The organism is Curtobacterium sp. PhB78 (assembly GCF_003751685.1).
Lineage (GTDB): Bacteria > Actinomycetota > Actinomycetes > Actinomycetales > Microbacteriaceae > Curtobacterium.
On the sequence record NZ_RKIA01000004.1, the window covers coordinates 57,208 to 78,681 of the forward strand.

Genomic DNA, 21,474 nt, shown 5'->3' on the forward strand with positions numbered 1-21,474 from the left:
CGGGAGGCCCGGTACCAGCTGGTACCGGGCCTCCCGTCTCGCAAGTGGTGACGACTACGCCAGCGTGGCCGCGTCGATCACAAAGCGGTAGCGGACGTCCGAGGACAGCACGCGCTCGTAGGCCTCGTTGATCTGGTCGGCGCTGATGAGCTCGGTCTCCGGCAGGATGTCGTGCTCGGCGCAGAAGTCCAGCATCTCCTGGGTCTCGCGGATGCCGCCGATGGCGGACCCGGCCCAGCTGAGCCGGCGCGGGATCAGGGCGAACGCCGGGACCTCGAGCGGCTCGGACGGAGCGCCGACGTTGACGAGCGTGCCGTCGACCTTGAGCAGGCCGAGGTACGAGCCCATCGGGATCTTCGCCGACACGGTGTTGATGATGAGCTCGAAGGAGTTCGCGAGCTTCTCGAACGTCTCCGGGTCCTTCGTCGCGTAGTGGGCCTTCGCGCCGTAGCGGAGCGAGTCGGCTTCCTTCGACGTGGTCTGCGACAGGACGGTGACCTCGGCGCCGAGGGCGACCGCGATCTTGACGGCCATGTGGCCGAGGCCACCCATGCCGACGACGGCGACCTTCGTGCCGGGGCCGGCCTTCCAGTGGTGCAGCGGCGAGTAGGTGGTGATGCCGGCGCAGAGCAGCGGCGCGACCTTCTCGATGTCGAGCGACTCGGGGACGCGGAGGACGAAGTCCTCGTTCACGACGACCGCCTGCGAGTAGCCGCCCTGGGTGATCGAGCCGTCGGCCGGGTCGACGCCAGCGTAGGTCTGGATGTTGCCCTTGAGGCAGTACTGCTCCTCGCCGGCGACGCAGTTCTCGCACTCGCCGCACGAGTTCACCATGCAGCCGACGCCGACGCGGTCGCCGACCTGGTGCTTGGTGACGTTCTCGCCGACGGCGGAGACGTGGCCGACGATCTCGTGGCCGACGACCTGCGGGTACTGGATCTGGCCCCACTCACCGCGGACGGTGTGGATGTCCGAGTGGCAGATGCCGGCGTAGGCGATGTCGATCTCGACGTCGTTCGCTCCGACGTCACGACGGGTGATGGTGGTCTTGACGAGCGGCTCGGTCGCTGACGGTGCCGCGTACGCGTTGACGGTGCGCAATGATCTCCTCGTGGGGGTGCGTTGCGGGCCGGTTCCGGCCCGGAACCAGTCTGATGGAGCGCGCCACAGCGTGGGAGGTTCCAATGGGGCTCCCCAGTGCGGGAATCGGAGTGGTCAGGCCAGCCGTGCGAGGCGCTGGCCCGCGATCGTGGCGAAGCGCAGCGGGTCGGCCAGGGCGTCGTCCGGTTCCCCGGTGGTCTGCGTGGCGAGGACGGTGAGCGAGGCAGCGGCGGCGTAGTCGTCGAGGGAGGCCTCGATCGCGCCGGCGACGAGCATCGACCGGGCGCCGGGGGCGTGCGTCGCCGTGAGCGACCGCACCACCGACGGGACCTTGCCGGCGGCGGACTGGCCGTCGTACCGGCCCTCGCCGCTGATCACGACGTCGGCGCCGGTGAGCCGATCGGCCAGCCCGAGTACCTCGGCGATGCCGTCCGCGCCGCGGGCCAGGGTCGCACCCCAGACGAGCAGGCCGAAGCCGACGCCACCCGCGGCGCCGGCGCCGGGGGTCGCGGGGTCCACCGAAGGGAAGCGGGCGGCCCAGGCGGCCAGCTGCTCGTCGAAGAATGCGACCCGCGAGGGCTCGATCCCCTTCTGCGGCCCGAAGACCGCGGCGGCGCCGGTCGGGCCGAGCAGGGGAGAGGTCACGTCGGTCAGGACGGTGACGCCGAGCGGGGGCAGGGCACGCAGCGCGCCGCGGTGACCGTTGTAACCGAGCGCCTCGAGCACGGGCCGGCCGCCGTCGGTCGAGGCGCTGCCGCCGATGCCGAGCACGAGCCCCGTGGCGCCGGCGTCGAGCGCGGCGGCGATCGCCTCGCCGAACCCCCGGCTCGTCGCGGTGTCCGGCAGGAGTTCGTCGAGCAGCGGGAGACCGCTCGTCGCCGCGAGCTCCACCACGGCACGGCCGTCGGGCAACATGAGCCAGAACGTCTCGACGGGGGTGCCGGCGGGCCCGGTCACGGTGACGGGGACCCGGACCGCACCGGGGACCGCGGTCTCGAACGCCTCGAGGGTGCCCTCGCCGCCGTCGGCCATCGGCACGAGCACCACGTCGTCGTCGGGGCGTTCGGTCAGCCAGCCGTCGCGGACCGCCTGGGCGACGGACGCCGCGGTCGCGGTGCCCTTGAACGAGTCCGGAGCCACCACGATGCGCACGGGACCACCGTAGTGGGGAGACGGCGACACGCGCTGGACAAGATAGGCAAGGCTCACCTAAGTTAACGGTTAGGTGAGGCTCACCTAACTTCACCAACCAGCACTCGGGATCATCTCCATGTCGTCACTCCGTCGCGCCCTCACGGCCGCAGCGTCCGCCCTCGTCGTCCTCGCCGTGGCGACCGGCTGCACCGGCGGCGGCACCGGCACCGCGGGTGCGACGCATGCGGCGGGTCGCGGGACGAGCGCGACGGACCCGGCCGCGGGCCTCCAGGCCATCGCCCCGGTGACCGATGCGAAGGACGTGACCGGCGAGCGCACCGCGACCCTGGCGACGGACCTGCCGCCGACGGCGAGCACGGTGGACGAGCCCGAGCTGCCCGTCACCGTCACCGACAACCAGGACACCGAGGTGACCGTCACGAGCGCGGACCGGATCCTCGCGCTCGACATCTCCGGCACGCTGTCGTCCACCGTGTACGGCCTCGGCCTGGGGGACCACCTGGTCGGACGGGACGTCTCGACCGGCTTCGCGGGCACCGAGGACCTGCCGCTCGTCACCCAGAACGGCCACGAACTCGCCGCCGAGGCGATCCTCGCGCTCCGCCCGACCGTGCTGCTGACCGACACCTCACTCGGACCGTGGGACGTCGTCCTGCAGATCCGGAAGGCCGGCGTCCCCGTCGTCGTCCTGGACCCGCACCGGGACACCACGAACACCGACGCGATCATCGAGCAGGTCGCGACCGCGCTCGGCGTCCCGGCGACCGGCGACCGCCTGGCCGCCGAGGTGCACGCGCAGGAGCAGGCCGTCGCCGCGCAGGTGGCCCGGATCGCGCCGTCGGCTCGGGCCGACAAGCTGAAGATGGTGTTCCTGTACGTGCGGGGGAACGCCGGGATCTACTACCTGTTCGGCAGCGAGTCCGGCGCCGACTCGCTCATCGACGCCGTCGGCGGGCGGGACGTCGCGACGGAACAGGACTGGACGGGCATGCGCCCCGTCAACGCCGAGGCGCTCGTCGCGATGCAGCCGGACCTCGTCATCATGATGACCAAGGGCCTCGAGTCCGTCGACGGCGTCGACGGACTGCTCCAGCGGGTCCCCGCGATCGCGAAGACGCCCGCGGGCGAGCACCGCCGCATCGTGGACATGGCGGACACGACGGTGATGAGCTTCGGGCCGCGCACGCCCGAGATCGTGGCCGCGTTGGCCGCGGCGATCTACGGTCCGGCGGACGCCTCGTGACCATCCGGGAGGAACGGATCGCGCCCGCCACGCACGTCCCCGCAGCACCGGCGGTCACGTCCAGGTCGCGGGTCGGCCGCATCGCACTGCTCACCGCCGGGCTCGTGGTGGCGCTCGTCGTCGCGACGCTGGTGTCGGCGAGCGTCGGGCAGCTCGGGATCTCGCCCGCCGAGGTGCTCCGGACCGTGGGCCGGTCGCTCGGGCTGCCCGTGCACGGCCCCGCCGACGACCTCGTCACCCAGGCGCTGTGGACGATCCGGTTCCCGCGGGTCGTGATGGCGCTGCTGATCGGAGCCGCGCTCGCCGCAGCCGGTGTGCTCATGCAGGCCGTGTTCGCGAACCCCCTGGCCGACCCCGGCGTCGTCGGGGTGTCCGGAGGCGCGGCGTTCGGGGCCTGCGCCTCGATCGTGTTCGGCCTGCAGTTCGCCGGGTACTGGACGACGCCGCTGATGGCCTTCGCCGCTGGGCTGGTCGCGACGCTGCTCGTCTACGGGCTGTCCCGTGCCGGCGGCCGCACCGAGGTCGTCACGCTCCTGCTCACCGGCATCGCGGTCAACGCGTTCACCGGCGCGGGGCTCGCCTTCCTGACGTTCCTCGGTGACCAGCAGGCGCGCGAGCAGATCGTGTTCTGGCAGCTCGGGTCCCTGAACGGCTCGATGTGGGACCAGGCAGCAGCGATCGCCCCCGTCATCGGTGCGGGCCTCGTCGGCGCCGTCGTGCTGACGCGTTCGCTCGACCTGCTCGCCCTCGGTGACCGGGCCGCGCGGCACGTCGGGGTGCGGGTCGAGGCCGTCCGGGTCGTCGCGATCGTCGTGGTCGCCCTGCTCGTCGGCGCAGCGGTCGCGTTCGCCGGCATCATCGCGTTCGTCGGGCTCGTCGTCCCGCACCTGATGCGGATGGTCATCGGCCCGGCGCACGGCCCGCTGCTGCTCGTCTCGACGCTCGGCGGCGCCCTGCTCCTGACGATCGCCGACCTGCTCGCGCGCACCCTGGTGCCGTACGCGGACCTGCCGATCGGCATGCTGACCTCGCTCGTCGGCGGACCCTTCTTCTTCTGGCTCCTGCGCCGTGCACGCCGACGGTCGGGAGGCTGGGCATGATCGAGACGAGTGCTGTCGGCGCCGTGGTCGTCTCCGGGATCGGCGTCGTCATCGACGGACGACCGCTGCTCGCCGACGTCGACCTGACCGTGCGCGCGGGCGAGGTCCTGGCGCTCGTCGGTCCGAACGGTGCCGGCAAGTCGACCCTGCTCCGGGCGATCGCCGGTGACCTCGCCCACAGCGGCACGGTCGCGATCGACGGCGTGCGCACCGGCGGCGAAGCACCGCTCGCGACCGCTCGTCGGCGTGCCGTGCTCGAGCAGGACACCGCGGTGGCCTTCGGGTTCCGCGTCGGCGAGGTCGTCCGGATGGGCCGTGCTCCGTGGCGGGGGACCCCGCGAGCGGTCGACGACGACACCGTGGTCGCGCGGGTGCTCGACCAGGTCGAACTCGCCGACCGGATCGACCAGGCGTTCCCCTCGTTGTCGGGAGGGGAGCGCGCCCGGGCCTCGTTCGCCCGGGTCCTGGCGCAGTCGACCCCGGTGCTCCTGCTCGACGAACCGACCGCGGCCCTCGACCTGCGGCACCAGGAGGCCGTGCTGGCTGTCTCCCGCGCACACGCCCGGGCCGGCGGCGCCGTCGTCGTGGTGCTCCACGACCTGAGCCTCGCCGGGGCGTACGCCGATCGCGTCGCCATGCTCGCCGGCGGTCGGATCGTCGCCGACGGCACCCCCACCGACGTCCTGACCGCCGACCGCATCGGCACCGTCTACCGGCACCCGGTCACCGTCGTGCCCGACCCGAACACCGGTACGCCCGTCGTCGTGCCGTCCCGAACCCTCCAGGAGGCCTCCTCGTGACCACCCGCACCCGCCCGCTGCGGCTCGCGCTCGCCGGACTGCTCGTCGCGCTCAGTGCCGGGGGAGCCGCCCTGGTGGGCGTCGCCCCCGCATCGGCAGCCGGCCGTGTCAGCGTCGCGATCGATGGGCACCCCGAGGTCACGAACCAGGTCGACTCGACGTACCTGACGACGCTGCGCCTGAGCGGTTCCGGGTTCCAGGGCATCAAGAACGGGTACGGCGGCATCTACGTGGCGTTCGGCACCGTGAACGGCACCTGGCAGCCGAGCAAGGGCGGGGCGACGGGCGCGGACTACAGCTACGTGCCCGACGACGAGTCGAAGCCCACCGGGTACCTCGACTTCGTGGCCTTCGAGGGCAGCACCACCGCGTCGGCGGCGAACGGCGGCACGGTCGACTCCGCCACGGGCACCTGGTCCGCGACCCTCAAGGTCCCCGGTTCGACGTTCCAGGCGCTCGACCGGAACGGTGCCGCGAAGACCGTCGACTGCACGGTCGTGCAGTGCGGGATCATCACGATCGGTGCGCACGGCGTCGCGAACGCGAACAACGAGTCGTTCACACCCGTCTCCGTGCAGAACCTGTACGGCAGCGGCGGCACGCTGGCCGGTGGCGGCACCAGGGCGACCACCGGGCAGGCGCCGGCCGACACGACGGACGCGGGCAGTGCCTCCCGTCCGTCCGCCGCGCCGTCGTCCGAGGCGAGCGCCGACACCCGCGCGACCACGAAGCCGTCCGCGCGATCGGCGAAGCCGACTGCCACCGCGGAGCCGACCGCGTCGGCGACCCCCACCACGCCGACCGGGGCGACCCCCTCGGCGGTGGCGGCCGCGGCTGCCGACGGCTCCTCGGGCGGGATCGACCCGGGCGTGCTGCGGATCGTCCTCGGCGGCCTGTCCGCGCTCGTCGTGGCCGTCGCGGCGCTCGTCGTCTTCGCGATCGTGCACTCCCGTCGCACCGCACGACGCACCGCGACCGACGTCGCGCCGTAGGACCACCGGACCCGGGTGCTCACAGGGGGCGCCCACATCGAGAGGGAAACACGAACATGACACGAATCGCACGCTCGTTCGGGATCACGCTGGCGGCAGGGGTCGCCGCGGTCGGGATCGCCGTCCTGCCCGCGGTCAGCGCGTCCGCGGCCACCGCGGTCACGAACGACTACGGTGCCAGCCTGTCCGTCAGCGGTCCGGCCTCGGTCGTCACCGACGGCCCGGGGGCGCTCCACGGCGTCTCGGACGGCAGCGTCACGGTCACCGGCAGCGGCTTCGACGGAGACGCGCAGGGGCGCGGCTTCGGCGTCTACGTCGTCTACGGGCCCAAGCAGGCGGACTACGCCACCAACTCCGGCTGGTTCGGCTCCGCCCAGTGGGTGTCGAAGAGCGCGTTCACGGCCGGCGGCGGCTTCACCACGACGATCGACGTCGCGAAGTCCTACACCGCGGACCCGCACCACACCGGCGACGCGGCCGCGACCGTCAGTTGCGACTACGACGCCACGAAGACCGCGACCGCCAACGCTGCCCTCGGGCAGTACGAGTGCTTCGTCCAGACGTTCTCGGCGCACGGCGTCGCGAACGACCCGGTCGACCTCGACGAGGTCCAGGTCCCCGTCACCTGGTGACCCACGCGGTGCCCCGGGTCCGCCCGGGGCACCGCCTCCCCACACGCGCACCACCCGACCCGAGGAACCGATGCACACCCAGACCAGACCGGCCCGTCGCCTCCGCGCGCTCAGCGCCACCGTCGCCGCGATCATCGGCCTGACCGCGGCCGTCGCCGGCACCGTGCCCACCGCCGCCACCGCGGCCTCGGGTCCGAGCACGTCCGTCACGGGCGGCACGCTCGACTGGGGGTTCAAGCAGTCGTTCCGGAACTACGTGCCGGCCGCAGGGCAGTCGGTGTCCGGCGGTGCGTCGAAGAACGCCGACGGCACGTTCCGGTTCGCCGCGTCGGGCGGCAGCTACGACCCCGGCACGCGGAAGCTCACCGTCACGGGTTCCGGCGCCGCGGTGTTCGACTACCGGGCGCACACGTTCGTCATCTCGCTGCGCGACCCTGCGATCGAGCTCACGCCGACCACCGGCACCCTGACCGCCGGGGTCGACGTGCGGCTGGTGGACCCGACGACCGGTGCCACGACGTCCGACCCGGGGACGAAGCGCATCGCGTTCGCGACGATCGACGTCACCAAGGGCACCCGATCGGTCACCGACGGGAAGTACTCGTGGACCGGTCTGCCCACCACGATCACCGCGGCGGGTGCAGCGGCCTTCGCAGCCGACGTCACCGGCGGCGGCAACCCGACCCAGTTCTACGCCGCGGGCACCGCCCTGGACCCGCTCTCGGTCGCCGTGACGGGCGACTGGGCCGCCGAGGGCACGGACGGTGACGGCGGCGCCGACGGTGACCAGGGGTTCAGCGACCCCGGCGTCCAGGGAGTCGTGAGCACCGGCGTGCAGACCACGGTCGGTGACCGCACGATCGGCCGGGTCACCACGGTGGCGCGGGACGCAGCACGCGCCCTGAACGTCGTGCAGGTACCGGCTGCCGGAACCGCCAAGGCAAGTTACTTCGTCGTGGACGACGAGGGCAAGCGCGTCGCCGGGCCGATCGACGCCGGTGTCGCCACCTCGAAGCCGAGCGTCGACCCGTCGACCGGGAACATCGTCGCGACCGCGTCGTTGCCCGCCGCGGAGTTCGGCGGCACCGGCGCGAACGTCCAGGGCTGGGTCGTCGTCGAACGCGGCACGGATGCCGCCTACCGGGACGTCGTGCACGTGAAGCCCTCCGTCGCGGTGCCCGCCGCGAAGGCGTTCGCGATCGACCCCGCCGACGGCTCGGTCGTCGCGCAGGTCGCCCCGGCCGCGAACGGCGGGTCCGCGGGGTTGCTGCGGGTGGCCGCCGGCGGGGCGGGAGTGGGAGCGGGTGCTGGTTCTGGTTCGGGTGGCTCTGGTTCTGGTTCCGCTTCTGGTTCGGGTGCGGTCACCGAGGTCGGCACCAGCCCCGCTGGCGGGACCGTCCGCGCCGTCACCCGCACGGCCACCCTGATCGGCTCGGTCACCGGGACGATCTCCTCGGTCGGCGTCGACTGGACCGGCAAGCGCGCCGTCGTCTTCGACCAGGCCGCCGCCCTCGCCCGCGTCGTCGCCCTCGACACCGGGGCCTCGGTCGCCGACGTGTCGATCGGCGCCACCGCGACGTCCGGGGCCACCGGCGGGACCGTCGTCGACTCCCGAGGCCGGGCGTGGTGGAGCAACGACGGCGACGCCACGCTCCGAGCCGTCTCGTTGCGCGGGACCCCGGCCGTGACGACCTCGATCGACCGGGTCGGCGGTGCCGCGTACCTGGCCGTCGACGAGTCCGCGAAGCGCCTCTGGGTGTCCGCCGCCGGCAGCACCGACACCGGCAACGTCGTCCGCGCCTACGCGATCGAGGGCAGAACCGCGCCCACGCTCGGTGCCGAGTACCAGCCCGGCACCACCTACACCGGCGACCCGATCGTGGTCGCCGCCGACGGCCGCGCGGTGGTCGGCGTCGTGAACGCCGCGACCGACGCCGCGGACCAGGGGCTCCGCACGTTCACGGTCGTGACCACCCCGACCATCACGGCGCAGCCGGCCGACGTCGCCGTGACGCTGACCGGCGCGACCACCGGAACCGACGGCAGCACGACCCCCGCCACGCCGCAGCAGGTGTCCTTCGCGGTCACCACGACCGGGACCCCGACGCCCACCGTGCAGTGGCAGCAGCACACCCCGTCCGGCTGGGCCGACCTGCAGGACGGTCCCTCGGTCGCCGGCGCGACGACCAGCACACTCCGCATCACGGCCACCGAGGGGCTGGACGGCGACCGGTACCGCGCGGTCGCCACGAACGCCCTCGGTACGACCGTCGTCGGTCGGGTCGCCTCGGACACCGCGACCCTGCGCGTCACCGTGCAGGCGCCGACGAACCCGGGTGGCGGGAACGGCGGCGGGGGAACGGGCGGCGGCGGTACCGGCGGCGGGTCGACCGTGGTCGGGGCGGACGGATCGATCAGCGGGGCGAAGAACGCCCGGGGTGCCTCGACGAACGTGCGGCCGGCCACCGGCCTCTCGACCGCCGCGGCGGGAACGAAGCTCACCGTGACGGGCACCGGCTTCACGAAGAACACCAACGGCTCCGGGCTGTACGTGCTGTTCGGGTACGTCACGAAGCACCCGAGCGCCGGGGGAGCCGCCGGTGCGGGCTACGACTACGTCCCCGGGTCCGGCGGCACCGGGCAGGACGGCCAGGGCTTCGTCGCCTGGCCCGACAACACCGGCACCGGCGCCGCAGCGACCGCGAAGTTCAGCGGCACCAAGAACGCCGGCTTCACGCAGGGCGGCGTCATCGCGCGCTCCACCTTCACCGGCCAGTCGACGAAGCGTGTCGACTGCCTGTCCGGGGCCGTGCAGTGCGGGGTCCTGACCATCGGTGCGCACGGCGCCGCCGACGCCGCGCTCGAGACCTTCACGCCGGTGTACTTCGCCGGACAGACGGTCCCCGGCACCCTGCCGACCGGTCCGACCACGGGTGGTGGTGCCGGCGGCAACGGCGGCACGGTGATCCAGCCGCCCGTCGTGCAGCTGCCGCCGGCCGCCACAGCACCGACCATCACGAACGCCTCGGACACGGCGCCGACGGCCGCGCCGACCGCAGCGCCGCGGAACACCGCCGCCCAGCCCCGGAACAGCGCGAAGGCCCCCTCGGCCGCCGAGCCACCCACGGCCCCCGCCGCGGACTCCGACGAGCTGGCACGCAAGATCGACGCCGGCGACATCACGACCGTCGCGGCCGCCGACGCCGGGATCCCCGACGAGGTCACCGCCGGTGACCAGCTCGAGCTCCGCCTGCCGTGGACGGGCGACGACGAGGGCGGGAGCGTGTGGACCTACTCCGAACCGGTGCAGGGCGACGACTTCACCGTCGAGGACGGCACGGCCACCGCCACGGTCGACACCACGGGCCTGGAGGTCGGCGACCACCACGTCGTGCTCGTCGGTGACCAGGGATCGGTCGTCGCGGTGCCGTTCTCGGTGACCGACGGCGTCGAGGCGGTCACGCAGCAGGCCGACGGGTCGGTCGCCGCCGCGGCCGCGTCCGACGGGAGCAGCGGCGGGGGGATGTCCACCGAGACGCTGCTGCTCGTCGTGATCGGGTTCCTCGCCGGGCTCGTCGTGCTGGCGATCGGGCTCGTGGTGCTGCTGCTGACCGGGGTGCTGCAGGTGCGGACCCGTCGCACGCCGCGGGGGGCATCGGCTGCGGCGGGCGTCTGACGACGGCGTCGTGTGACGTCAGGCGCGGGCACACCCGAGCTCGTCGAGGAACAGCGCTTCGGCCAGGGCCATGTGCTCGATCTCGGACGGATCGACGCTCTCGTCCGGCGCGTGCACGTTCGCAGCCGGCTCGGACACCCCGGCCAGGATGACCTCGACCCCCGGGATCGCCCGCTCGAGTGTCGCGCAGAGCGGGATCGATCCGCCGCCGCCGAGGGAGCCCACCGACGACACCCGGTACGACGACGCCAGTGCGCTCCGGAACGCCGACGAGTACTGCCCCGCCGTCGCCCGGAAACCGTCGCCCGTGCCCGTGACCCGCGCGGTGATTTCGACCCCGGAGGGCGCTCGCCGCAGCAGGTGCGCCACGAGCAGCTCGCCAGCGGCAGCGGGGTCGACGCCCGGCGGGACCCGGAGGTTCAGCGCGGCACCGGCGGTCGACTGCACGGACGGCGACGACCCGGCGACCGCCGGCGCATCGATGCCGACGACGGTCAGCGCCGGCCGTGCCCAGACCTGGGATGCCGGGTCCCCGGACCCGATCGGCACCGCGCCGTCGAGCAGCCCGGCGTCGGCGGCGAACCGGTCGGCGTCGTAGGGCAGGCCGTCCCAGGTCTGCGAGGCCTCGAGTCCGTCGACGGTGGTGTCCCCGGCGTCGTCGCGCAGCGTGGCGAGCAGGGCCACCAGGGTCGCGATGGCATCGGGCGCCGCACCGCCGAACATCCCCGAGTGCACGTTGCCGTGCAGCGCTCGGACGCGCAGCTCGACGAACGCCGTGCCGCGCAGGGTGGTCACGAGCGCGGGGACCCCGACGGCGGCGTTGCCGGCGTCCATCACGACGGCTGTGTCGACGTCGGCGAAGTCCGCTGCGTGGGCGGACACGTACTGCTCGAGACCGTCGGTGCCCTGCTCCTCGGACCCCTCGACGACCACGACGAGTCCGACCGGGAACGATCCGTGCCCGTCGAGCAGGGCCCGCAGCGCCACGAGGTGGGTGACGACCCCGCCCTTGCAGTCAGCAGCGCCGCGACCGTACAGGCGACCCTGTCGCTCGGTCAGGGTCCACGGGTCGCTCGTCCACGCTGCGAGGTCGCCCGCGGGCTGGACGTCGTGGTGGGCGTAGAGCAGGACCGTCGGGGCGCCGGGCGGCGCGGGGTGGGTCGCGAGGACCGCCTGCGAGCCGTCCGACGTCGTGACGAGGCGCGAGGTCAGGCCGAGGCCGTCGAACGCACCCCGCACGCGCTCGGCGACGCGGCGGCAGTCGTCGAGCGACTGCACGGCCGGGTCGTGGACCGACGGGATGGCGACGAGCGCCGCGAGCTCGTCGAGCCCCGCGGGCATCCCGGCGCGGACCGCGTCGCGCAGCGCTGCGTCGCCGGTGCTCACGAGCGCCCGATCTCCCAGATGCGGAACTCACCAGAGGCGTCGACCGACTTCGTCAGCCCGGTGAGCGACTTCTGCCCGATGACGTTCTCCTGCCCGGCGAGCAACGGGATGAGCGGCACGGACTCGGCGGTGTCCTGCTGGATCTCCTCGATCTGCTTCGTCCGCTCGGTCGCGTCGGCCTCGACCGCCTGCGCGGCGACCAGTTGCTGCACGGCCCGGTCGTCGAAGTGGTTCGCGAGCAGGTTGACGTCCTCGGAACCGTACGCCGGCGTCAGGTACGACGAGGCGTCGGGGTAGTCCTGGAAGAACCCGAGCTGGAAGACCGGGTACTCGCCCTTGCCGACGTTCCCGACGTAGGTGTCCCAGCTCGCCGACTGCAGGTCGACCGTGAACAGGCCGGTGTCCTCGAGCTGCTGCTTGATCAGTGCGTACTCGTCGTCCGACCCGGAGCCGTAGTGGTCGGTCGTGTACTCGATCGGCAGCGTGACGGGCGTGCGCACGCCGGCCTTCTCGAGGATGGCCGCGGGGTCGGCGCCGTCGTACTCCGTCTGGAACGCATCGGTCGCGCCGGTGAAGTCGGACGGCACGATCGAGTACGCCGGAGCGTAGGTGCCCTGGTAGACGTCCTTCGCGATCGCCGCGCGGTCGACGGTCGCGGCGACGGCCTGGCGGATCGCGGTCTTCTGCGCGGTGTCGTCACCGGGCATCGTGTCGAGGTTGAAGCCGAGGAACCGGACCTCGCCCGACGAGCCCTGGACCCGCTGCAGGCCGTCGTCCTCGGACAACGAGGTGACCTCGGTCGGTGTGAGCTGGCGGTACGCCACATCGGCGTCACCCTCCTGCACCGCGAGCTTGAGGTCGGCGGACTTCGTGTACTGCTTGATCGTCACGCTCGACGACTCCGGCGCGGTGCCGTCGTACTCCTTGTTCGCCGTCAACGCGATGGTCGCCCCGCCGTCGGCGGACTGCTGCAGCGCGTACGGACCGGACCCGACGACCCCGTCGTCCGCGTGGACCTTCGTCCCCGAGAACACACTGCTGTCGACGATCGCCCCGGCCATGCTCGCCAGGACGTACGGGAACGTCTGGTCGTTCGCCTGCTTCAGGGTGAACGTGACCTCGTCACCGTCGGCCGCCACGGACGCCATGTTGGCGAGCAGCGACCCCGGACCGTTCTCGGAGCCGATGCCGACCTGGCGCTCGAACGAGAACACGACGTCCTTCGCCGTCAGGGCGTCACCGTTCGAGAACGTGAGCCCGTCACGGATCCGGCACACGTAGTGGGTGCCGTCGGTGAAGTCGCACGACTCGGCGACCTCGGGACTCGTCGTGGTCTCACCGGCCGGGTAGGTGAGCAGGTGCTGGTACAGCTGCGTCTGCACCGTGTAGCTGCCGCGGTCCCAGGCGCCGGCCGGGTCGAGGGACGTGACGGGATCGGTCGTCCCGATCACCAGGCCGTCGGAGACGTCGGTGGACGCCCCGGTCGAGGCGCAGCCGGTGAGCACGGCGGCGACGGCAGCGGAGAGCGCGAGCGCGGAGAGGAGTCGGGTCGTCACGGGGTTCCTGAGGGGGATGGTTTCGAGAGGGAGAAACGGGGATGTGCGGCCCCGCCGGTCGCGAGGTCGGCGATCATGTCGCCGAGCAGCGGTGCGAACTTGAAGCCGTGGCCGGAGAACCCGGTCGCGACGGTGACGGGACCACGTCGGTCGATCACGAAGTCCTCGTCGGGGGAGTTGTCGTACAGGCAGCTGATGAAGGTCGGCTTCGTCGCGTCGACACCGGGCACGTACCGCGCGACGTAGGCCTGCAACCGCTCGGCCTCGGCCGGCACGGGCGTGAAGTCGCGGTGGTCCGGATCGACGACGGGGCCGGTGCCGTGGAACCCGACCTTGACGCCCTCGCCCGGGGTGAGCAGGCCGTACACGTCGTCGTCGGCCGCCCAGTGCACGAAGCTCGGCCACGCCTGGTCCGGCAGACGGCTGGGGAAGTGCGCGGGCTGCTCCTGGGTGACGCGGATGGCCGGGAGGCCCGCCCCGCGTCCGGCGAGCAGGTCGCCGACCAGCGCGGGTGCCCACGACCCCACGGCCGCCACCACGGACGAGCTGCGGTGGGTGGACCCGTCGGACAGCGTCACGGTCACGTCGTCGCCGTGGTCGTCGAGCCCCGTCACCCCCGTGTCGAAGCGCAGCTCGGCGAGCCCCGTCCGTTCCGCCAGGGTGAGGAACACCTCGATGGCGCGGTCGGACCGGATGCGACCGGCCGTGGCGTGTGCGAGCACGTGGCCCTCGAACGCGATCCCCGGCCAGCGTGCGGCCGCGGCGTCCGGGGTGAGGGTCTCGTACGGGATGCCGGCGTCCGTCAGCGCGGCGGCGATGGCGTCGACGACCTCGGCGCGGCCGTGGTCGACGGCCCCGGTGCGGACGATGAGCTCCTCCTCCGCAGCGCCCTCGAGCGCTTCCCACAGCGCCAGCGCGCGGGAGGTCAGGGCGACGTACTCGGGGTCGGCGTAGCCCTGCCGGAAGATCCGGGTCGCGCCGTGGGACGAGCCGTTGTGGTGCCCGCGCTCGTGCTGCTCGACGAGCAGGACGCGCTCGCCGCGGAGTGTCAGGGCGTACGCGGTGGCGGCGCCGACGACCCCGCCGCCGATCACGACGTGCGTCTGGGCCCGGTCGCTCAGCACGTCGCTCATGCCACGGCTCCGGCTCGTCGGGCGTCGGCCTCGCGTCGCGCCGGCATCATCGCCACCACCTCGGCCTCGGTCGGGGCCGCCGCCGGGAACCGTGCCGGGGCGTAGCGGCTCGCGTCGCCGAGGGTGGTCGTGCCCGTGACGCTCAGTTCCGCCGCGATCCGCCCGAGACCCGGGCCGTGCGTGACGCCGGACTCGTTGTCGCCACCGGCCACCACGAGCCCGTCCAGCTCGGGGACCGCGCCGACGATGAAGTTCCGGTCGGCGGTCATCGAGACGACGCCCTGCGTGGGGGTCTCGTTGACCCCGAGCACGCTCGCCGCGGCGGGGAGCAGCCGGGCGACGATCGGGTGCAGGTACGTCCGCATGGCGTCGAGCAGGTCCGTGCGAACCGGTCGGCGGTCGGGTTCGTCGCTCCGGTCCGCACCGCCGACGTGCAGCGGCTCGTACCCGGGCCCGGCACCGTACGTCAGGCCGCCGCGGTGCTCACGGATCCACAGGCCGTGCAGCTCCGGCAGCATCAGGGTCGGCAGGGTGCCCGGCAGACCGAACGGCGTCGTCACGAGCCGGCTGGCGACGACCCGGACCGTCGGCAGCTCGCGCCCGAAGGGGGCGAGGAGGGCGTTCGTCCAGCTGCCGGCGGCGAGCACGACCTTCGCGGCGTCGATGACCTCGCCGTTCGCGGTCCGGACGCCCGTGACGGAGCCCCCACGGGCCTCCAGACCGGCGACCGGCGTGTGCTCGCGGATCTCGACGCCCCGCGCACGGACCGCGTGCACCAGCGCTGCGGCCGTGTCCGGCGCACTGATCTGGATGCCGTCCGGATGGAGGAAGCCCGCGGTGACCGCGGTCGGGTCGAGCCCGGGCACGAGGTCGGCCGCCTCGGCCGGGGTGAGCGTCCGCGCCCCGGCCGGCCGGAGCGGGTGCTGCTCGAACGGCGGCAGGTGGTCGGCCTGGCCCTGCTCGGTGACGGTCAGCCAGACGTTGCCGTTCTGCCGGTACCCGGTCGGGCCGTGGCCGGCGCCGGCGAGGTCGCGGTAGAAGTCGATGCCGTACTGCTCGACGTCGCGTTCGGACTCGTTCCAGTACCAGGCGTACCCGGCTGCCCACTGGCCGACGAACCCGGCACCCGCGGTGGTCGTGCCCCCGGCGACCGTCCCGCTGTCGAGGAGCAGGACCCGCTGCCCGAGCCCGGCGAGGTGCCACGCGGCGCTCAGTCCGATGATGCCGGCGCCGACGACGACCACGGGGGATCCGGAGGAGGACATGGAGCGAGCGTAGTGTCCCGGGGTCCCCGACAGGTGTCGTTCATGACGCCGTGTGACGCGGTGCAGAACGGCGATCGCCGCCCCGGTCGATCAGCGGTCGATCAGCGGTCGAACGCGTCGAGCACCGCCGATGCCGACCGGGCCACCAGGGCGTCGTCGTAGGCGGCGTCGGGGTCGTTCCGCGTGGTCAGGACCGAGAGCACGATCGGGTCACCGCCGGGCGGGGTCACCCGCGCCACGTCGTTCCGGATCGGCCCGGCGCCCCCGGACTTGTCGACCACGACCCAGCCGTCCGGTGCGCCGGCCCGGATGAGCGCGTCGCCGGTCGCGTTGCCGCCCATCCAGTCGACCAGCAGCGCGGTGTCGGCGCGGTCCAGGGTGCTGCCGTCGAGCACGGTCGTCAGGGCCGCGGTGAACGCCGCCGGGGTCGTGGTGTCCTCGGTGCTGCCCGGCTCGATGGTGTTGAGGTCCGGCTCGCCGTGGACCACCTCGGTGGTGGTGTCGCCGAGCTCGGTCAACGCGGCGTCCAGGCCGCTCGGACCGCCGATGCGCGTGAGCACGAGGTTCAGGGCCGTGTTGTCGCTCATCCGGACGGCTGCCTCGGCCAGCTGCTCGTACGACAGCCCGTCGGCCACGTGCTGTTCCGTCACGGGGGAGTACCCGGCAGCGGCGACGTCCGCGGCCGTCCAGCGCACGACCTCGTTCCGGGCGTCCGCGGGTACCGAGCGCAGGAACTGTGCCGCGGCGAACGCCTTGATGGTCGAGGCGTAGCCGAAGCGTCGGTCGCTGTTGTAGGCGACCGTCTCACCCGTGACGGTGTCGGTCGCGACGACGCCGACCGTCGCGTCGTACTCGCGTTCGAGGCCTGCGAGTGCTCGGCGGACCGTGGCGGTGGTCGCGGCGTCCGTCCTCGGCGGCGGCGGCGTCCTCGTCGCAGGGGTGCTCGTCGGTGTGCTCGTGGACCGTGCGGACGACGTGGCCGACGCGGTCGGTCCACCGGAGCCGCCACCGGAGCACCCGGCGAGGACGAGCACGGCGACGGTGCCGCCGACGACCAGGGGGAGAGCACGGCGCATGGGAGCACCCTGCCGCTCGACCCTGGTCACACGCCGGGAACCGGCACCCCGACCCGGGCGACGGAGACCTGCGTCCCGACGCCCCGCTCGCGGGCGAGGTCGATCAGCCGGGCAGCGACGGCGAGGTCCTGCGCGCCGAGCCCGACCGAGTCGAACACGGTGATCTCGTCGTCCCCGGTCCGGCCGGGTGCGCGTCCGGCGACGACCTCGCCGAGTTCCGCCGGGTGGAGGTCCTGCGGGACCGCCCCCTCGACCACGGCCTCGAGCAGGTCACCCGACTTCGTCCAGGCGGTGGCCCGGCTGTCGACGAAGAGCGTGCCGCGTGCCATCGCCGCGCCGTCGAGCTCCCGGTGCGTCGGGCGGGGACGGGCCCCGACCGCGTTCACGTGCTGGCCGGCGTGCAACCAGGCGCCGCGGACGATCGGGTCGACCGAGGGCGTCAGGGTGCAGAGCACGTCGGCTTCCTCGACCACGCGACGGACCTCCGGCGCGACCACGCACCGCCGGGCCACGTCCGGTCCGACGGCCTCGAGGAACCGGGTGACCGTCCCCGACGACCGTGACCACAGGACGATCCGCTCGAACGGTCGCGTCGCCTCGAAGGCACGGACGTGCTCGACGGCGAGGTTGCCCGCGCCGAGGATCCCGAGGGTCCGGCTGCCCGAGCGGGCGAGGTGCTTCGTCGCGACGACGGTCGTCGCCGCGGTCCGCGCCCGGGTGATCGTCATGCCGTCGAGCACGGCGACGCACTCGCCGGTGACCGAGGAGGACACCAGGATCGTGGAGCGCTGCGACGGCAGCCCTCGCGCACCGTTGTCGGGGATGTCGGCCATCAGCTTGACGGCGACGAGCCCGAGCCGGTCGGAGCGCACGGCCATCGGCAGGAAGAGCGCGTCGTCGGCGCCGGTCAGGGCGACCGGGGCCGGCTGCTGCATCGCGCCGGTCCCGAGGTCGGCGTGGACGGCCTCCACGGCCCCGACGACGTCGACGGCGTCGATGAGACCGGCGACGTCGGCGGCGCCGAGGACGACGGTCACGACGCGGTGACGGCGGTCGAGGCGCCGAGCAGCTCCTCGAGCGACGGGGTGTGGGTCGTGAGGCCACCGTCGAACAGGATGCGCATCCAGCGGTCGGAGGCATCGCGGTCGACGACCGCGGAGTCCCAGACGCCCCCGGCAGCCATCTCGTCGGCGGCCCGTCGCAGCAGGGCGGCGTCCTTCTCCGGCCACCGGGCGGCGAGCACGGCCGCGATCTCGGTGTCGGCGTCGCCCGCGGTGATCTTGGCCATCGCGGCGGCGATGCCGTCCATGAACCGGTCGACCCGGTCGCCGAGTTCGTCGATGCGGTCCGTGCGCGTGTAGTAGACGCTGTTCGGCATCACGCCACCGGCGTCGAGGTGCCGGAAGACGATCGTGCCCCCACCGGCGGCGACGAGTTCCTGGGCGGAGACGAGGTCGAGGACGATCGCGTCACCGAGCCCGCCCTGGTACAGCTCGATGAGCATGGCGGTCGACAGGTCGCGGACGAAGCGGGTCGCCGCGACGTCGAACCCGGCCTCGCGGACGAGTCCGGCCGTGAACTCGTACGGGGCGCTGCCGCCGGCGCCGGGCGCCAGGACGACCTTGCCGGCGAGCCAGTCCAGGGTGATCGGGGTCGTCTCGTCGCGGGCGACGATGGTCATCGGGAACCCGTGATTGAGCTGGCCCACGACGGAGAGCTTCCGCGGGGTCCCGGCGTACATCGCGGGGACCCAGAGACCGCCGAGGGCGAGGTCGGCCTCGTGCGAGTCGATGTCGTCGAGGACGCCGGTCCACGGGTCGCAGGCCTTCGCGGTGACGGACAGGCCGCGCTCGGCGAACAGACCGCCCACGTCGGCGACGTACTCGGGCAGGTAGTTGAGGCCGTTCGCGGTCGCCGAGATCTTCAGGGTGTCCATGGTGTTCTCCGATCGTGGGGTGGTGGGCCGGGGTGTCCGGCCCACCGGGGTGGTGCGGTTGGTGCGGGTGGTCAGGTGGGTCAGGCGGTGGTGGTCGAGAGGGCGTTCTCGTTGACGTCCTCGAGCGACCGGCCGCGGGTCTCCGGGGCGAAGCGTGACGCGACCACGAGGACCGCGTACATGACGGCGGCGAGTCCGAAGACGCCTGCGAAGGCCCACGAGCCGTACAGCGCGATCGCGGCGAACGGCATGACCGCTCCGGCGATGTTGCCGATGCCGTTGACGATCGAGGCGCCGGAAGCACGGATCGCGGTCGGGTAGACCTCGGCGGTCCACGCCGCGAGGGTGGTGTTCGTCAGCATCGTGAAGAACTGGAACAGGGCACCGAGCATGAGGATCGCGGCGGTGTCGTTGCCGAAGGCCGCGAACGCCAGGGCGGTGAGGCAGCCGAGGATGCCCGCGACGGCGATGAGGGGCCGTCGTCCGACGCGGTTCGCGAGGAGCGCCGCTGCCGTGCACCCGAGGAGCGATCCGATGTTCATGATCATCGTGTAGAGCAGGCTCTGCGACACGGTGTACCCACGCTCGACGAGCAGGGTCGGCATCAGGAAGTTCAGCGTGACCTGCACACCGAAGGCCATCCAGGAGGCGACCCCGATCGCGATCGTCCGGCGGAGCACCAGCTTGTGGAACACCGCTGCGGGCGACGAGTGCAGAGCGACCGGGGGCAGGTCGGCCGGCGTCAGGCGCACCGGGGGAGCGGCGTCGGCGGGCGGGGTGAGCGTGTTCGAGGCGAGGACCGCGAGCGAACGGTTCGCTTCGTCGACCCGGCCCTTCGACAGCAGCCAGCGAGGCGTCTCGGGCAGCTTGCGGCGGTACAGGACGACGAACAGGGCGGGGATCGCGAGGATCACGAACGTCCAGCGCCAGACGTGGTCGTCACCACCGAGCGGGGCGGCCAGCGGGCCGAGCAGCAGCAGGAAGAGGCCGTAGGAGATGAAGTTGCCGATGCCGCCGGCGCCGACGTTGATGGTCGCAATGAGGCCGCCGCGGTACTTGGTGGCCACCATCTCGGACAGCATCGCGATGCCGATCATGAACTCGCCGCCGACGCCGATCCCGACGATGAACCGGCTGACGAGCAGCATGTCGAAGTTGAAGGAGACGGCGCTGAGGAGGCCGCCGAGCGTGTAGACGAGCAGGTTGAGCCCGAGCGAGAACCGCCGACCGTACTTGTCGGCGAGCCAGCCGGCCAGGAACCGGCCGACCAGGCCACCCAGGACGGTGGCGGTGTTGATCGTGGAGAGCTGGACGTCGCCGATGGCGAGCGAGGCCTTGATGTTGGTGGCCATCGCGCCGATGGAGTTCTGTTCGAGCGTGTCGAAGAACTCCCCGGCGAGGATGAGCATGAGGACCCAGAACTGGGCCCGGGTGAAGCCGATCGAGTCGAGGGCGGATCCGACGCCGCCGGAGGACGGGGTGGCGGAAGCGGTTCGGGTTGGTGCGGTGGAGCGGGTTACAGCAGTCATTCGTAACTCCAGCGGGGGAAGAGTGAGGTGGGTGCACCGTGCGGTCACTCTTTTGTATACGAAAAGCTGTTTCGGGCTGGTTTCGAACACGAGACGGTTCGTTACGGCTGCCTGAATCACCTGGATATTCAAGCATCCAGACGGGGCCACGCCAAGCTCGCGGGCAGTTTTGTATACGTTCTTACGGGTTCAGGGCCCGGTAGATCGCTTCGTCGCGGCGCAGGTGCTCGTCCATCAGCAGCCCTGCCTGCACCGAGGCGCCGCGCAGGATCGCGCCGGCGACGGCGGTGTGGTCATCGCTGCTCGATGCCACCTCGTCCTGCGTGACCCGCTCGAACGCCCACGCCGTCTGGTGGATGAGGTGGTCGATCATCGTCTCGAGCCGGCTGTTCCCCGAGGCTCGTGCCACCAGCCCGTGGAACGCGAACCGCGGTGACTGCGCGGCCTCGACCTCTTGGTCGGACCGTTGCTCGCGACCGACGGCACGGAGCAGGTCGGCGCACTCGCCACCCTGGCGACGGGCGGCGAGCTCGGCGGCGAGGACCTCGAGTCCTCGGCGGATCTGCATGAGCTCGATGACCACCTCGGTCGAGGAGTCGGCGACCCGGACGCCCTTGAACTTCTCGGACTCGACGAACCCCTCGGTCTCGAGCTGCCGGAGTGCTTCGCGCACGGGGACCCGCGAGACGCCGAAGCGTTCGGCGAGGGCGTCTTCCTTCAGTCGGGAGCCACGCGCGAGCGTGCCGGCGATGATCTCGGCCCTGATCGCCTTGAGGACAGATGCCGGCTTGGACTCCACAGCACGATGCTAGTTGGAGCGAGTGACGGGAATCGAACCCGCGCTACCAGCTTGGGAAGCTGGAGTTCTACCATTGAACTACACTCGCGCACCCC

17 protein-coding genes and 1 tRNA gene are annotated in these 21,474 nt (G+C 72.6%); 6 read left to right on the plus strand and 12 right to left on the minus strand.

Translation table 11 applies throughout. The features are described 5' to 3' along the window. Nucleotides 1–54: 54 nt before the first annotated feature. Together EDF53_RS10150 and EDF53_RS10155 are read right to left on the minus strand one after the other, a co-directional pair. Entirely contained in the window at nucleotides 55–1,101 is a 1,047-nt protein-coding gene (locus tag EDF53_RS10150) for an NAD(P)-dependent alcohol dehydrogenase (RefSeq protein ID WP_123293469.1), read from the minus strand. Nucleotides 1,102–1,215: 114 nt separating this feature from the next. Further along, nucleotides 1,216–2,253 carry a glycerate kinase gene (locus EDF53_RS10155; RefSeq protein ID WP_123293470.1) on the minus strand — a complete coding sequence of 346 codons (1,038 nt, stop codon included), beginning with the start codon at nucleotides 2,251–2,253 and terminating at the stop codon, nucleotides 1,216–1,218. A gap of 118 nt (nucleotides 2,254–2,371) precedes the next feature. On the opposite strand from EDF53_RS10155, the gene EDF53_RS10160 reads away from it, so the two are divergent. The 6 genes from EDF53_RS10160 (at nucleotide 2,372) to EDF53_RS10185 (ending at nucleotide 10,699) form a co-directional block, all read left to right on the plus strand. After that, nucleotides 2,372–3,499 carry a hemin ABC transporter substrate-binding protein gene (locus EDF53_RS10160; RefSeq protein ID WP_123293471.1) on the plus strand — a complete coding sequence of 376 codons (1,128 nt, stop codon included), beginning with the start codon at nucleotides 2,372–2,374 and terminating at the stop codon, nucleotides 3,497–3,499. After that, entirely contained in the window at nucleotides 3,496–4,599 is a 1,104-nt protein-coding gene (locus EDF53_RS10165) for an iron ABC transporter permease (protein ID WP_395873461.1), read from the plus strand. Before EDF53_RS10160 ends, EDF53_RS10165 begins: the two co-directional genes overlap by 4 nt. Beyond that, nucleotides 4,596–5,399, plus strand: a complete 804-nt coding sequence (locus tag EDF53_RS10170) for a heme ABC transporter ATP-binding protein (protein WP_123293472.1) — start codon at nucleotides 4,596–4,598, stop codon at nucleotides 5,397–5,399. Before EDF53_RS10165 ends, EDF53_RS10170 begins: the two co-directional genes overlap by 4 nt. Continuing rightward, complete coding sequence (locus EDF53_RS10175; protein ID WP_123293473.1) at nucleotides 5,396–6,391, plus strand: hypothetical protein; 996 nt, start codon at nucleotides 5,396–5,398, stop codon at nucleotides 6,389–6,391. Before EDF53_RS10170 ends, EDF53_RS10175 begins: the two co-directional genes overlap by 4 nt. A 56-nt stretch (nucleotides 6,392–6,447) precedes the next feature. Continuing rightward, nucleotides 6,448–7,023, plus strand: coding sequence for a hypothetical protein (locus EDF53_RS10180; protein ID WP_111085395.1), 576 nt, complete (start codon nucleotides 6,448–6,450; stop codon nucleotides 7,021–7,023). A 70-nt stretch (nucleotides 7,024–7,093) separates the two neighbouring features. Next, nucleotides 7,094–10,699 (plus strand): HtaA domain-containing protein, encoded by a 3,606-nt coding sequence (locus EDF53_RS10185; RefSeq protein WP_123293474.1) that lies wholly within the window; start codon nucleotides 7,094–7,096, stop codon nucleotides 10,697–10,699. A gap of 18 nt (nucleotides 10,700–10,717) precedes the next feature. Here the strand turns inward: EDF53_RS10185 and EDF53_RS10190 are convergent, their stop codons facing one another. The 10 genes from EDF53_RS10190 to EDF53_RS10235 form a co-directional block, all read right to left on the minus strand. Then, nucleotides 10,718–12,085: a M20/M25/M40 family metallo-hydrolase gene (locus EDF53_RS10190; RefSeq protein WP_260215380.1), complete on the minus strand. Its 1,368-nt coding sequence runs from the start codon at nucleotides 12,083–12,085 to the stop codon at nucleotides 10,718–10,720. Further along, nucleotides 12,082–13,641 carry an ABC transporter substrate-binding protein gene (locus EDF53_RS10195; protein ID WP_165918715.1) on the minus strand — a complete coding sequence of 520 codons (1,560 nt, stop codon included), beginning with the start codon at nucleotides 13,639–13,641 and terminating at the stop codon, nucleotides 12,082–12,084. The genes EDF53_RS10190 and EDF53_RS10195 overlap by 4 nt, the downstream gene beginning before the upstream one ends. After that, nucleotides 13,638–14,774: an FAD-dependent oxidoreductase gene (locus tag EDF53_RS10200; RefSeq protein WP_123293476.1), complete on the minus strand. Its 1,137-nt coding sequence runs from the start codon at nucleotides 14,772–14,774 to the stop codon at nucleotides 13,638–13,640. The genes EDF53_RS10195 and EDF53_RS10200 overlap by 4 nt, the downstream gene beginning before the upstream one ends. Next, nucleotides 14,771–16,039 carry an FAD-binding oxidoreductase gene (locus EDF53_RS10205; RefSeq protein WP_123293477.1) on the minus strand — a complete coding sequence of 423 codons (1,269 nt, stop codon included), beginning with the start codon at nucleotides 16,037–16,039 and terminating at the stop codon, nucleotides 14,771–14,773. The genes EDF53_RS10200 and EDF53_RS10205 overlap by 4 nt, the downstream gene beginning before the upstream one ends. A 101-nt stretch (nucleotides 16,040–16,140) precedes the next feature. Further along, nucleotides 16,141–17,115: a class A beta-lactamase gene (gene bla / locus EDF53_RS10210; RefSeq protein WP_123293478.1), complete on the minus strand. Its 975-nt coding sequence runs from the start codon at nucleotides 17,113–17,115 to the stop codon at nucleotides 16,141–16,143. A 26-nt stretch (nucleotides 17,116–17,141) separates the two neighbouring features. Further along, nucleotides 17,142–18,152, minus strand: a complete 1,011-nt coding sequence (locus EDF53_RS10215; RefSeq protein WP_123293479.1) for an ornithine cyclodeaminase family protein — start codon at nucleotides 18,150–18,152, stop codon at nucleotides 17,142–17,144. Next, entirely contained in the window at nucleotides 18,149–19,051 is a 903-nt protein-coding gene (locus tag EDF53_RS10220; protein WP_123293480.1) for an ABC transporter substrate-binding protein, read from the minus strand. The genes EDF53_RS10215 and EDF53_RS10220 overlap by 4 nt, the downstream gene beginning before the upstream one ends. An 80-nt stretch (nucleotides 19,052–19,131) precedes the next feature. Continuing rightward, nucleotides 19,132–20,580: an MFS transporter gene (locus tag EDF53_RS10225; RefSeq protein ID WP_260215385.1), complete on the minus strand. Its 1,449-nt coding sequence runs from the start codon at nucleotides 20,578–20,580 to the stop codon at nucleotides 19,132–19,134. Between the two features lie 181 nt (nucleotides 20,581–20,761). Continuing rightward, nucleotides 20,762–21,379 carry a GntR family transcriptional regulator gene (locus EDF53_RS10230; RefSeq protein WP_123293481.1) on the minus strand — a complete coding sequence of 206 codons (618 nt, stop codon included), beginning with the start codon at nucleotides 21,377–21,379 and terminating at the stop codon, nucleotides 20,762–20,764. A 14-nt stretch (nucleotides 21,380–21,393) separates the two neighbouring features. Further along, nucleotides 21,394–21,467, minus strand: a tRNA-Gly gene (locus EDF53_RS10235). Between the last annotated feature and the right edge of the window lie 7 nt (nucleotides 21,468–21,474).

Bases quoted from the DNA above. Each gene is read 5' to 3' on its own strand.
- EDF53_RS10160 (WP_123293471.1), top strand. From the start codon at position 2,372: ATGTCGTCACTCCGTCGCGCCCTCACGGCCGCAGCGTCCGCCCTCGTC.
- EDF53_RS10170 (WP_123293472.1), top strand. From the start codon at position 4,596: ATGATCGAGACGAGTGCTGTCGGCGCCGTGGTCGTCTCCGGGATCGGC.
- EDF53_RS10180 (WP_111085395.1), top strand. From the start codon at position 6,448: ATGACACGAATCGCACGCTCGTTCGGGATCACGCTGGCGGCAGGGGTC.
- EDF53_RS10185 (WP_123293474.1), top strand. From the start codon at position 7,094: ATGCACACCCAGACCAGACCGGCCCGTCGCCTCCGCGCGCTCAGCGCC.
- EDF53_RS10200 (WP_123293476.1), bottom strand. From the start codon at position 14,774: ATGAGCGACGTGCTGAGCGACCGGGCCCAGACGCACGTCGTGATCGGC.
- EDF53_RS10205 (WP_123293477.1), bottom strand. From the start codon at position 16,039: ATGTCCTCCTCCGGATCCCCCGTGGTCGTCGTCGGCGCCGGCATCATC.
- bla (WP_123293478.1), bottom strand. From the start codon at position 17,115: ATGCGCCGTGCTCTCCCCCTGGTCGTCGGCGGCACCGTCGCCGTGCTC.
- EDF53_RS10220 (WP_123293480.1), bottom strand. From the start codon at position 19,051: ATGGACACCCTGAAGATCTCGGCGACCGCGAACGGCCTCAACTACCTG.
- EDF53_RS10225 (WP_260215385.1), bottom strand. From the start codon at position 20,580: ATGACTGCTGTAACCCGCTCCACCGCACCAACCCGAACCGCTTCCGCC.